12 protein-coding genes are annotated in these 13180 nt (G+C 37.7%); 4 read left to right on the top strand and 8 right to left on the bottom strand.

What is annotated here, in order from left to right:
• Window positions 1-114: 114 nt before the first annotated feature.
• Complete coding sequence (locus tag V7150_RS02500) at window positions 115-930, bottom strand: protein phosphatase 2C domain-containing protein (protein ID WP_335513306.1); 816 nt, start codon at window positions 928-930, stop codon at window positions 115-117.
• A 218-nt stretch (window positions 931-1148) separates the two neighbouring features.
• Complete coding sequence (locus V7150_RS02495; protein WP_335513304.1) at window positions 1149-2228, bottom strand: nitric oxide synthase oxygenase; 1080 nt, start codon at window positions 2226-2228, stop codon at window positions 1149-1151.
• Between the two features lie 202 nt (window positions 2229-2430).
• Here V7150_RS02495 and V7150_RS02490 point away from each other — a divergent pair, with 202 nt between their 5' ends.
• Window positions 2431-2958 (top strand): NUDIX hydrolase, encoded by a 528-nt coding sequence (locus V7150_RS02490; protein ID WP_335513302.1) that lies wholly within the window; start codon window positions 2431-2433, stop codon window positions 2956-2958.
• Window positions 2959-3048: 90 nt separating this feature from the next.
• On the opposite strand, the gene manA is transcribed toward V7150_RS02490, so the two are convergent.
• From manA to V7150_RS02465, 5 genes are all read right to left on the bottom strand, one after another.
• Complete coding sequence (gene manA / locus V7150_RS02485) at window positions 3049-4008, bottom strand: mannose-6-phosphate isomerase, class I (protein WP_335513300.1); 960 nt, start codon at window positions 4006-4008, stop codon at window positions 3049-3051.
• A gap of 97 nt (window positions 4009-4105) precedes the next feature.
• Window positions 4106-6058 carry a PTS fructose transporter subunit IIABC gene (locus V7150_RS02480; RefSeq protein ID WP_335513298.1) on the bottom strand — a complete coding sequence of 651 codons (1953 nt, stop codon included), beginning with the start codon at window positions 6056-6058 and terminating at the stop codon, window positions 4106-4108.
• 233 nt (window positions 6059-6291) lie between these two features.
• Window positions 6292-8220 carry a BglG family transcription antiterminator gene (locus V7150_RS02475; protein ID WP_335513296.1) on the bottom strand — a complete coding sequence of 643 codons (1929 nt, stop codon included), beginning with the start codon at window positions 8218-8220 and terminating at the stop codon, window positions 6292-6294.
• Window positions 8221-8392: 172 nt separating this feature from the next.
• Window positions 8393-8536 carry a hypothetical protein gene (locus V7150_RS02470; RefSeq protein ID WP_335513295.1) on the bottom strand — a complete coding sequence of 48 codons (144 nt, stop codon included), beginning with the start codon at window positions 8534-8536 and terminating at the stop codon, window positions 8393-8395.
• Between the two features lie 22 nt (window positions 8537-8558).
• Window positions 8559-9425 (bottom strand): ROK family protein, encoded by an 867-nt coding sequence (locus V7150_RS02465; protein ID WP_335513293.1) that lies wholly within the window; start codon window positions 9423-9425, stop codon window positions 8559-8561.
• 809 nt (window positions 9426-10234) lie between these two features.
• Here V7150_RS02465 and V7150_RS02460 point away from each other — a divergent pair.
• The 3 genes from V7150_RS02460 to V7150_RS02450 all read left to right on the top strand — a co-directional run bounded on the left by V7150_RS02460 (window position 10235) and on the right by V7150_RS02450 (window position 11451).
• Window positions 10235-10438: a helix-turn-helix transcriptional regulator gene (locus V7150_RS02460; protein WP_335513292.1), complete on the top strand. Its 204-nt coding sequence runs from the start codon at window positions 10235-10237 to the stop codon at window positions 10436-10438.
• Between the two features lies 1 nt (window position 10439).
• Window positions 10440-10838, top strand: coding sequence for a hypothetical protein (locus tag V7150_RS02455; protein WP_335513290.1), 399 nt, complete (start codon window positions 10440-10442; stop codon window positions 10836-10838).
• Between the two features lie 232 nt (window positions 10839-11070).
• The gene (locus V7150_RS02450) at window positions 11071-11451 is read left to right on the top strand and encodes a hypothetical protein (protein WP_335513288.1); all 381 of its coding nucleotides are present in this window, start codon (window positions 11071-11073) and stop codon (window positions 11449-11451) included.
• A 321-nt stretch (window positions 11452-11772) separates the two neighbouring features.
• Here V7150_RS02450 and kynU read toward each other — a convergent pair whose 3' ends face one another.
• Window positions 11773-13059: a kynureninase gene (gene kynU, locus V7150_RS02445; RefSeq protein WP_335513286.1), complete on the bottom strand. Its 1287-nt coding sequence runs from the start codon at window positions 13057-13059 to the stop codon at window positions 11773-11775.
• Window positions 13060-13180: the final 121 nt, after the last annotated feature.

The following is a 13180-nucleotide window of genomic DNA, read 5'->3' as shown; positions in this document are numbered from 1 at the left end:
ATTTCTGACTCATTTGTCTAAATAACCCTATGGAGAACATAATCCTCTGCTTACGTATCATTTTTGTCCTGGAATTTATAACAATATTGTTGAAAGCTATTTTGAAGATACCCTTCAATTCACAAGTCGAATCATGATCCCAGACTTATCATCTGAACGAAGGTTATTCCTTCTCTCAAATTGTTCTAACTCAATAGAATACGAAGAAACACCAGATTTCTGGATCATTTTAAATGTTTCTTCAAGTAAATAATCGGGGTGAAATAGACCATCCGTTATCATTAATAGTGCTTTAATTTCACTGATATTTACTTGACCTTGCTGAATAAAATGTACAGCTTCTTCCCTTCCATTCGCTACAGTGTATCCATGTGGTTTATTCGCTAATGAACGATTAAAGATACGCTGTTGAGTAATATCTTGATAAAAGTCCTCATCTGGAACCGTAACTCCTTGTTTCCTTTGTTCCTCACGCCATGCCTTTGCTCGATAACTTATCCCTTTTACTGTGTCCCTGGTTAGAGCTTTTATCACTCCGTTTTGATATTCTGCAATAATCATACAATCACCAAGCTGAGCATAAGATATCTTCCCGTCATTTTCAAACTTAATTATGGCTGCACATGTTGACCAAAGTTGTTCATATTTCTCTTGATTAACCATGGATTTTTCCATGCGATCTCGCAGCATCCTATTAGCAGCTTGGATCCCTTCAACTAATGAAAGATTCTCTTGGTAGAGTCTGGAGAAATAATCTTTAAATATATTAGATGCTAAATAGGCACCATTCATATTGTTTTCATCTTTAAATGGTGTTAAAGGCGTTGCCCCATCAAACACCCCATAGACCTTTACCCTTTCATTAATTAAAATGGCATCTTCACTAACACTTTTATAAGGAGCTGCCTTAAAAAAAGAATCAACCTTCATTATTGTTCACCTTCTTTTTTAACAGAATAAATTAAAATATTTTTGAGGGCTCCATAGAAGTTAACCAAAAAGTAATAATGTTTTATTGATAAGCTGCTCTTGTGACATCGCAACGAAAAATGTTTATTAATCCTTTTATTCTTCCCGTATGTATATTATTCTCCTAAAAAAGGTGGTTTCATGATAAAAGCCAACATCTCTGTTGGCTTTACAAAAAATCAATATGGTTTAGGTTGATAAAAATAATTAGGCTTTAAAATTTCATTATTATATGATGCATGAAAAATATGAGTTGCAGCAGGTGACATTGGTGGAATGAGCCAAGTCCAATCACCAGTGACGGATCTTCCTATTTCCTTTTCTTTTTCTTCAAATTTTTTAAACTGTTGAGCAGCCGTATGATGGTCAACGATACTAACTCCATCTTCTTTAAAAGAATGTAAGACGGCTGTATTCAATTCTAACAATGCTCTATCTTTCCATAAAGATATACTACTTTTCGTATCTAACCCCATTAAAGTTCCGATCTGAGGGAGTAAATTATACCTCGATTCATCAGCCAAGTTTCTTGCCCCAATCTCAGTACCCATATACCAGCCATTAAAGGGAGCAGCAGTATAAGTGATGCCTCCGATTTCAAGCATCATCTCGGAAATAATGGGTACTCCATACCATTTCAATTCTAAATCTTCAAACCATTTGTACTGAGGATGACGAAGTGGAACTTCAAGTGGAAGATGATCTGGAATTTCAAACAAACTTGGACTATTATCATTTATTTGTATTACTAATGGTAAAATATCAAACTTCCCAAACTTTGGTTCCCATCCTAGTTTTATACACTCCTCGGTAAAAGCTAAGGAGCCGGGGTCCCCTAAAACACCTTGCTCAGTACTATATCCGGCGTAGCGGATTAATTGGTGATTCCATATACGTACCGTTCGGTTAGGAGTTTTCTGTGGAAAAATTGTGATAGTAGGCCGGATCCGTCCCTTATTCGTTGCATACTCAATGTGCTCAAATAAAGCCCCAGCCATTTCCTCTTCTGTGTTTAAGCGTCTCTTATCGATAACGTTTAATTGATCCCAAAATAACCTTCCAATACAACGATTACTATTACGCCAAGCCACTTTTGCTCCATATTCTAATTCCACAGCTGTGTGTTCATAAAAACCTTGACTTAGTATCTGTTTATTAATTTCATGCAACCTATTTTCTAGTTCCTGCTCCGTTTTATTTAATTCGCTATAACAGGAACGAATAAATTCCTTTGCTTCCTTAAATAAATCGTTATTCAAAGTAAAAACCTCCTCCAATGATAAGTGATATCCTGATAACTTAATAATATCATAGTGGAGACAAATGACAGAATAACACCTTGAAGATCTCTCTCATAGCTAGGAGGTTATAAAATTTGGCTTTAGAATTCCTTAAAGTTTAATATAGTCTAGCATTCGATTAAAATGGTATATATTTAGTATTTTTAGAGAGGTGAAAGAAATGGTTTGGAAGATACACAGTTCAATTCAGAAAAAAGTGGATCGCTTTGGGATTACGGTTGATGAGGTAATTCTCCCAAATGGAGAGGAAAAGACCTTTTCCTATTTAGACTTTGCCAAAGGAGTTTGTATACTCCCGATAACGAAGGACGGAGAAGTAATATGTTTAAAACAATACCGTCATTCGCTAAAAAGCTGGCAATGGGAGCTGCCTGCTGGGATGATTGACAAAACAGACCCTTCTCCAATGGATACAGCGAAAAGAGAGCTTGAGGAAGAAACAGGCTATTCGGCCGTACATTGGCTTGAATTAGGAAGCTTTTACCCTTCACCCGGCTCAACATCGGAGGAGATTTTCTTGTTTGCAGCAGCTGGCTTAAATCCTTCCGAACAAAAATTAGAAAACAGCGAGCAAATTGAACTTCATAAACTGACAATGGAAGAATTGAAGACTTTGATTAAACAAGGCGACTTCAAGCATGGTGCAGGACTTGCAGCAATTTTAAGGTACAAATTTATTACTGAATAATAAAAGAAGCGTAAAGGATCTCTATACTTTTTCCTTTACGCTTGTTTTTATTAATCTTATGTTCAGTGCTTCAAATTCATCTTTCATACATCAAACATGTGAAACAATAAATTCAGCTTGTCCTTCAATGGTATACTCATGAACTCCGTGAGGTAACAGAAAATGGCTGCCCTTCTCTAAAGCAAAGGTCTTACCAGCAATCGTTATTTCGGCTTTCCCCTCGATTACACTCACTTGTAAAAAGTCCTTGGTTAATCCGCAAGATGCTTTCCCGTTTAATTGCCAATGATAAACAGAAAAATACTGCTCCCTCACAAGTTTCTTTTCGACTAAATCACCAATAACTGTTTCAGTTTGCTCTACAGTGGCATCCTGATGTGGAACGGTTGTCACTTGTTTTGCACGCTCCAGGTGTAATTCACGTTTATTGCCTGCTGAATCTGTCCGGTCATAGTCATAAACACGATAGGTTATATCTGAGCTTTGTTGCGTTTCTAGGATAACGATTCCTTTTCCAATGGCATGAATCGTACCGCTTGGAACATAGACAAAATCTCCCGCCTTCACTTTCACTCTTCTTAGCAGCTTGTCCCATTCACCTTGATCCACCATTTGTACTAGTTCTTCTTGTGATTTTGCATGATGGCCTAACACAAGCTCGGCATCTTCTTCAGCACTTAAGACATACCAGCATTCAGTTTTGCCATACGGGACACCTTCTACCTCACGGGCAAATTGGTCATTCGGATGAACTTGAACAGATAGATCATCGGCCGCATCCAAGATTTTAACAAGTAATGGATATTCCCCTTGATGATCGGACTTTTTATTAAAAAGATTCCCATGTTCGTTCCATGCATCAGCTAATGTTTTTCCAGCAAGCGGACCATTTTTAATCACGCTTGGACCATGGGGATGGGCAGAGATTACCCATGCTTCTCCTGTTTGCTTGTAGGGAATATCATAATGGAATTCTGTCTTTAATTTTTGTCCTCCCCAAATTCTTTCTTGAAAAACAGGCTGTAAAAAAATCGGTTCATTTTTGTACATGTTGACCTCCATTTTCTAGATATATGAAAAGAGAGCATTTTTCGCTCTCTTTCAATTATATCTCTCATTATTTATTAGCATTAGCACTTATTCCATCTTAGTTAATGGTTTCCAGCAACTTAAAAGCTTCTTCCTTCGAAGTAACATGTAGCAATTGCTCTCTAAAATTATCATCCATTAATTTTCTTGATAGCATTTGTAAAATCTTCAGATGGGCATCTCCAGAAGCTTTTTCCGGTACAGCAATCATAAAGATCAATTTTGCATCATTACCGTCTAAACTTTTCCAATCTACACCATCACGTTTAATACCAAAGGCAACAGCTGGCCGTGTAACCGCACTTGATTTTCCATGTGGAATCGCAATACTCATACCAAGTCCTGTTGAACTTTCACCTTCACGATTCAAAATAGCTTGTTTAAATGCTTGTTTCGAGCTTAAAATTCCCTTTGCATCAAATTTCGCAATTAATTCATCAATGACCTCATCACGAGTGGATCCAGTTAAATCTGTTTCAATTAATTCTAAACTTGTAATTTCCGTCAATTTATGAATTTCAGTGTTGTTAGTGGCTTCCTCCTTCGAATTAACAACCTCTTTCCGTTCAGGGGCAGCAGCACCAGATACAGGGCCAACACCAGCTGCAACTGGAGCATCTTCCACATTTTTCTTCAAGGCAATAACCATAAAGGCCGTAACAACCACCCCAATAATGATAGCAACAAAGAACATAAGGACATGATCGACAGCACCTAATACAGCAACAATCGGACCACCATGGGCCACTCGATCCCCAACACTTGAAAGCATAGCAATAACAGAACCAACCATTGAACCGACAACGATACTAGGAATTACTCGTAACGGATCTTGTGCTGCGAATGGAATTGCCCCTTCTGTAATACCGAATAATCCCATGGTGAATGATGCTTTTCCTGCATCTCTCTCAGTTTGACTGAATTTTCGTTTGTTAATAAATGTTGCAAGTCCAAGCCCAATTGGCGGAATACAAATGGCAACCGCAATCGGTCCCATAATTTCATAGTTTCCTTCGGCAATCATCGCGGAACCGAATAAAAAGGCAACTTTGTTGAATGGGCCACCCATATCAACTGCAATCATCGCACCAAGAATCATCGCTAATACAATCGAGCTTCCGCCTTGCATGCTAGCAAGCCATGCAGTTAAGGCTTCAAACACATGTGAAACCGGAGAGCCGATGACATAAATGAACAATAACCCAACAATTACAGATGCAAGAATAGGGATAAAAATAATTGGCATAACGGGCAGAATCGCTTTTGGCACTTTAATTTTCTTAATTGCAAGGGCCACATAACCTGCTAAGAAACCAGCAATAATTCCACCAATAAATCCAGCACCAGCTTCACTTCCATAAAAACTACCGTTAGCTGCGATATAACCGCCGATCATACCTGGTACAAGTCCAGGACGGTCAGCAATACTTACCGCAATGAAACCAGCCAAGATTGGCACCATGAACATGAAAGACGTACCGCCAAGCTTTTCTACTTGCTTCCAAATTGAATCATCTGGTATTACGATTCCACCAGGAGTCTGATGGCCTCCAAGCGCTAACGCCAAGGCAATCAATAATCCCCCTACAACGATGAATGGAATCATATAGGATACACCATTCATTAAATGTTTATAAATTGGATTTTCTTTTGATTTAGTCTTCTTCGGTCCATTAGCAGATGCTAATTCTGATTTATAAACAGGAACGTTTCCGCTTTGAATCTGTTTAATGAGTTCTTCAGGTTTACGAATTCCGTCTTGGACACCGGTTACAATTAACTTTTTGCCAACGAAACGGTCTTTCGAAACCTCTTTGTCTGCAGCAATAATAATCCCATCTGCTGCCGCGATCTCTTCTTCTGTTAACGCATTTTCTACGCCTATCGAACCTTGTGTTTCTACTTTAATATCAACGCCTAACGCTTCGCCTGCTTTTTGTAAATTTTCAGCAGCCATATACGTATGAGCAATACCAACTGGACAAGCTGTAACAGCTAATATTTTTCCCATCATGTTCCCTCCTACTGTTAAAAATAAATAAGTAATCGCTTACCTATATAATAAATCCAACTTGTCCATTTAATTTTTTTTATTTTTACCAGAAGTTGCGGTAAAAAAAATTTATTAGAATAAAGAAAACTCGCTGATTAGCTTGCCCCTTAAGGAAAGACAGAGGCGTTGCAGCCCTTTTACTTTCCTAATTAGCCAAAAAAAGAGTGGACATTACATCCACTCTTTCCGACTTACTGATTCTCTTCTAATATCCGTAAAAACATCTCAGCATTCTCTGCGGCCGTTAACTCATGAACAATGAGTGGAGATTCACTCAGGGAAGCAATTTCTCCAATAACACCGCGAATATCTCCATGATTTTCCTTTGCAAGGGATAGCATGAATACCAGTGAAACCTTTTCATTACCCCACTCTAACGGCTCTTTCATGATAGCCGTTGCGATAGCAGACCTTTGGACCATGGAAGGATTTCCATGCGGAATTGCAATTCCTCCGCCAATTGCTGTAGCAGATTTCCTCTCCCTATTCACAGCACTATGGATAAACTCTTTACTTACACAGCCTTTTTTAAAAAGTGCAGTTGCAAGCATTTCCACTACTTCATACCGGTGTTCTTGTTCTACATGGCAAAATAAAAGATCTTCGGTCAAGAATTGGGAAAGGACATTTTGATTATGAAGTCCCGTATTTTTCTGTTTCAGTTCCTCAACAAATTGGCTTAATTTTTTCTTATCCTCCTGTCCAAATAGCGGAGAAATGACGATGTGCTCGATGTTTATTTTTTCAAGAGGAATGGTTGAAATAATAAAATCCGGTTGATGAAGTCTTACATACTCCCCAACTTCTGCTTTACCAATACAAGCTAAAATATCAATTTCCTGATATTGCTGCTCAATTTTCGCCTCTAATAGATGTGACATGCCAATTCCCATATGGCAAACAATCAGTGCTTTCTTCTTACTATCTCTCATATTTTCCATCCGTTCAATCGAGGCCTGAAAATGAAGGACAATATAAGCAGCCTCATCTTCAGGAATTTCCAAATGATAGGTATGTTTAATTTCTTCCAGTGTCAACATCACCATATTAAACATATAAGGATACATTTTCTTAATAGTAGAAAGCAGCGGGTTGGTAATCGGAAAACCGTATTTGATCCGATTAATGACAGAGTGCAAATGCACAGTGAGACCATTTGTTAAAATCGAATCGGCTTCAAAATGAAATAATGCCAGCTTTCCCATTTTACTAATGAATGCACTTACAATTTCTGCTGCATCTTCATCATATTTCAAAACTTGTTCAGATCCCTCTTTTGTTCGCTTGCTGCTAATGAGATGCCAAGTGAAATACACCCGCTCCACTACAGGAAAGGTTAGCCGGAATGCTGATTCGAGCTGTTCGAAAAACCAACTAGCATATTGATATTCTATCCGTTTCAATGCCGATTCCTTTTCGGACTCCTGTACAAATACAGGCGACCTTTGCCGTGTCCGTTTGACCATAATCAGAGCGTGAACGAGCAAACTCTCTATCGCCCCATCCGTTAATGCAATTGAAAACTTAACCTGCATTTCCCCCAACACTTTTCGGACTGTCGTAATTTCATAAGGCAAAAACAAATCCAACACATAATTTTTGACATGGGGAATAGATGAAGTGAGTTCGGGCAAGTGTGCCAATGCATTTCGTTTTTTCAACTCTAATCCTTGAATCACATTTCCAATTCTTTGCTTGCATACGAGTTCAAGCTCATAACGCTGAAGCCAGTTCGTAAAGGTCTCCATGTCTTTTTTAATCGTCGTTTTAGGCACAAAGTATTGATCAGCCAAATACTGAAATGTAATAGGTTTATTACTAGTTAAAAACCGATAGGCTACTTCAATCAGCCGCTCTTCATTTGTTTTTGGCTCGTTAGTAAGGAGACTGCGCAAAATCATTGACCGATCTTCTTCATCAATTTCAAGCGATATGCCAAAACCAGGCTTACGGGTCAGGTTAGCACTAGGGAAATCAAGAAGATACTCCTGCAGCCGGTCTAAATCATTCCGTACCGTTTTCTCCGCACAATCAAGCTTCTCCGACAAATCTTTAATGTGCAATGTCCCTTCTTCATTAACAAGCAATATTCTCAATAATTCCTTTTGTCTATTATTCATCCTTACACCTGCTCTAACTAACAATATTAAGAGTTTATCTTTATTTTGGCACCTATTCAACTGAATAATAATACAAAATGGTTTCGATTCTCTAAAAAAAAGCGTAAAGGGCTCAATCAACGAAGAACCTTTACGCTTTTTTTATTCGGTGATAGTTCTATACTCCCACAGATTATGTATGGGATACAATCAATTCGCAATCCCCATCAACTTTAAATGTTCCAAAACCTACTGGGATGATAAGGTGGATTCCTTTCTTCAATTCATATTTCTCACTGGCGAAAAAGTCTCCTCTTCCCCTTCCCCTTAATAACACTGAGAAAAAATGTACATTTACTTTAGATTGTATCTTCGAGTGCTCGATGCGCCAGCAAGAGGGATCCTATAATCCCCGCACGATCCTCTAGACCTGGGCTGACAATATATTCATCAAGCTCCGGGAGCACCACATAATCACTAATGAATTTTGACAAATACTTAAAAATTGAAGTAAATACCTGTTTCTGATTCATAACCCCTCCGCCAAGGATGATCTTTTTCGGAGATAGAATTAAAATATACTGCATCAGAGCCTGGGCAAGATAGTATCCTTCCAAGTCCCAGATTTCCACCCGATCGACAAGATTAACACCTTTATCACCCCAGCGCTCTTCAATAGCTGGACCGGCTGCAAGACCCTCTAAGCAATCATTATGATATGGGCATTTCCCATTATACTTATCATTTGCGTGACGTTTTACGAGGATATGCCCCATTTCAGGATGTGACAGACCTTGAAGAAGTTTACCTTGAATAATCGCCCCCGCACCAATTCCTGTACCTACAGTAATATATAAGCAGCTATCTAGACCTTTGGCAGCACCGAATGTTACCTCTCCCAATGCAGCTGCATTGACATCCGTATTGAAACCAATCGGAACAGGAAAAGCTGCTTTTAACGTTTGGACAAACGGAAAACCCCTCCAACCCGTTTTTGGTGTAGACGTGATAAAACCGTAAGTAGGACTTTCGGAATTTACATCAATCGGACCAAACGAGCCAACTCCGATAGCCTTTAGCGGATATCTTTTAAAAAAGTCAATGACCTTAGGAATGGTGTCCTCTGGTACCGTTGTTGGAATCTGAATTTGTTCAACAATGTTTCCTTTTTCATCCCCAACAGCACAAACAAACTTTGTCCCACCTGCTTCAATTGCACCTAACATACATAAATTCCTCCTTTTCATCTTTCGACAAATTTCCCATAAAGTGAAGATCGTAATCGAGGCAAAATAAAATCAATACTGTATTATCGTCTTGCTAATCAAAACGGGGAAAAACTAACTGAAAATGAAAAAACCGGCCGCGAAATCATCAAACCCTAGAGATTTTTGAACAAAAGACGAAACAAACACTATTCTCACGAACGGAGTTCTTATTTTATGTAAGAAGTTACTAATTTTTTGAGTGGATTTCTTCAATAGTGCCCTCATTAAGATACCTTTTTGGGAAATTTCTTCTCTTATCCATCACTTTGAATGATTTACTCGTCTAAAGTGGAAATTTACCCGTTAATTTTTCAATTTTACCCGTCTATTTTGCCGAATTACCCGTCATTTTTCCTATTTTACCCGTCAATCCCCTTCTAAAGGGTTGAAAAGCTAGGCGTCATGCCCGGCTATGTTAGATAGCAATACTTTTCTTAACGTGCTGACACCAATCCCAGATTCCCTGACTATTCTCACTAACGGCCAGGAATATTCTCACAAAAAGCTAAAAAAACAAGGGAATGCCCTAAGGTTAAGTTTGATAAATTCTATTAAGTGACCTTTTCATATTATCATGGAATAAATGCTTTTTAAAAAAAATTCCGAGCCGTGATACCGAATTTAGGTTATTTCAACCTTTTGCTGTTTTTTAGAACCAAATGTTTGGACACGGCAATGTAAAGATATCTTTACATTGCATTGTTTTTATTTTATACTCAATGTAAAGATATCTTTACATCGTTATCAATAAAGGAAGTGAAGTGCTTTTGAAAGTAAGAAATAGAATTAAAGAGATCCGTTTGACAAAAGGAATTAGTCAAATTCAAATGGCAGAAGATCTTCAGATTACGAGGCAAACGATTAACGCGGTAGAGAATCACAAATATAACCCTAGCTTAGAACTGGCACTAAAACTGATGAAGTATTTTAATGTGACAATTGATGAAATATTTACGTTGGAGGAGGAGTAGAATGAAAAAGAAGTGGCCCATCATTTTGGCTATTACGGTTGTTTGTTCAATGAGTATTGGTTTCTACCTAGTTAAATTATTGGTTCCTGATTTACCTGTTGGAACAGTTACGGCAGGTATCTCTGGTTCTGTTTTAGGTGTAGGAATTGCTATTGGAACCGCAAAATTTCGTGAAAGTCGAAAAAGCCATAATGTACCTGATGTAGATGAAAGAACATGGATCAATATTAAAAACTTCTATGCATATTCCTTATATATATCGTTATTTGGCAGTATGTTACTTGTATGTGTGCTATTTGCTTTAGGTGTAGAAACCATCGAGTTAGGCGCACTGAGTATCTATTTATTAGCGTTATTTATGTTATTAGTGATTGGAACATTAGTTGTTAAAAGACAGTAAAGCACGTAGTAGTGAAACAAGCTTCATGACTGACTATGAATGCTCAAATAAGTATTACAATGAAAAAGAACATCTAATCCCTCTCCAAATATCGGTTCCAGGTTATTTATGAAAAAATGTGATATATATTGCCAAACCTCGGTCACAATGTTATATTTAGTGTAATATTACACTAAATGATCCGAAGTGGAATATTATTTTATTAAAAGGGACGTTATCAGGAGGAATTAAATTGAAGCAAAAAACGAAGTACACCATACTAAATGTATTATTAATCGGAACATTGTTGCTAAATTTGTTTATTTTTACGTCACGAATGAGCTTTTTACCTTGGTTTATTGAAGATGCTTTTGGATATGCTGGAATCTTATTCACGTCTCCAATATTGCTAGCCATTTTTTTCTTTTTCCACCGTCTTCAAAAAAATTATAAAGTGACTAACTTAAATAAATTCATTCCACTTATTGCTACAATAATTTCTCTTATCATTGTTTTGATGAATGTCACAGATTTTGCTAATCTCATTGCCCTTTCTGTTAATGCAATTATATTTATCATCGCTTGTGGCATACTCATTCAACATGTAGGTGTTAATCAAACATCTTCTCATTGAGGCGGAATACTGACAAAGCGTAGATCATTATAATTTAAAGTTGAATAATGATGGAAGTTTTTAAAAAGATGTTTTTAGAAAGCCAAAAATATTAGGCTCTCATTTAAAAAGAAAAAAATTTTTGAAGTCCAATTGGTTAAATACAAAAAGGGATAGATTAAGCTGAAATTATTCTGTCTTTTCTATCCCTTAATCAATTTTATTATATTGTCTGACATTCCTATGATAATCGGTAAAACTTACTTTTTGCGACCTTTAATAAAACTCTATGAATCCGGCCTCTTTTTCAAAAAAGAAGCAATCGGACCGTCCCTTCGCTTCCTAAGCGACTACTTCACGTTCATTCTTAAATTTCTCATACTGTTTTTCAGTGATAATCTTTTTGAGAATTTGAACGACTTCCCAAACTTCTGCATAGGAAGTATATAGGGCAACAGGTGCAAGACGAATAATGTTAGGTGCTCGGAAATCAGGAATAATGCCGTTTTCCTTTAATGACTTACAAATTCGCGCTGCTTCACTATGCTCAAGGCTCACATGTCCGCCGCGGCGTGTATCCTCTCTTGGCGTTCCAATGAAAAAGCCCATATCTGCTAATTCATGATCAATTAAATTCATTAAATAGCGATTAATTTTAAGCGATTTTTCGCGGATATTTTCAATACCAGCCTCTGTAAAAATTTCTAATGAACCGATTAATGGTGCAACGCTAAGTACATGAGGAGTTCCAATTTGGAACGCTCCAGCTGAATGAGCCGGTATTAATGTATGCTCCATATCAAATTGTTTCTCTTTATTTGAACTAAACCAGCCGGCAAGTCCAGGCATTTTTCCAAAATGTTTGCGATTAACAAATAAGCCGCCCACACCGCCAGGTCCGCCGTTTAAATGTTTATAATTGCACCAAAAAGCAAAATCAACATCCCAATCACTGAAGGAATGCGGGATGGAACCAACGGAGTGACAGCCGTCAAACCCGATTAAAATCCCTCGTTTATGTGCCTCATCGGTTAATCGTTTAATGTCTAATATTTGCCCGCTGCGATATAGAACAGTCGGCAGGACAATTAAGGCAATATCATCGGTCATCGCTTCGATAATATCTACCTCTTCTAAAAAGCGCCCATCACGGCTTTTCACACGGATGAGATGTGTATCCGGATCATAACCATGAATCTTTACTTGGCTCTGAAGCGCATAAATATCGGATGGAAATGTTAGTTCATCCGCTAAAATTTTTGTACGAGTTCCTTCTGGCTGATAAAACGTTGATACAAGCTGATGCAAATTGACGGTGGTAGAACCTGTTACAATGACTTCTTCAGCAGCAGCTCCTACTAACGGCGCAAGCTTTTCGCCCAGTTTCTCTGCCATAAAGAACCATGGATGATTGCCCATAGTCCAGCCATCAATCCCATATTGCTTCCAATCATTTAAGGATTCTAAGAGAGATCTTTCCGCTCTTTTCGAAAGAAGTCCTAAGGAGTTCCCATCCATATAAATAGAACCAGGCTTTAAATAAAACTCTTCTCGAAAACGCGAAAGAGTATCTTCTTTATCTAATTGTTTTGCGAAATCTAATGTCGGTAAGAAATTCGATACCATCATAATCCTCCCTTTTCCTTAATGAAATCGTTTATAAAAAAAAGCATAGCAAGCAATATGACATGATGTCAATATTATATTTTTGAAAATTCTAATTGTTAAAACATCGACAACCTTATAGCAA

Source organism: Neobacillus drentensis (assembly GCF_036965245.1).
GTDB lineage: Bacteria > Bacillota > Bacilli > Bacillales > Cytobacillaceae > Neobacillus > Neobacillus drentensis_G.
Note: the sequence above shows the minus strand (reverse complement) of the source record. Positions and strands in the feature narration are given on the sequence as shown.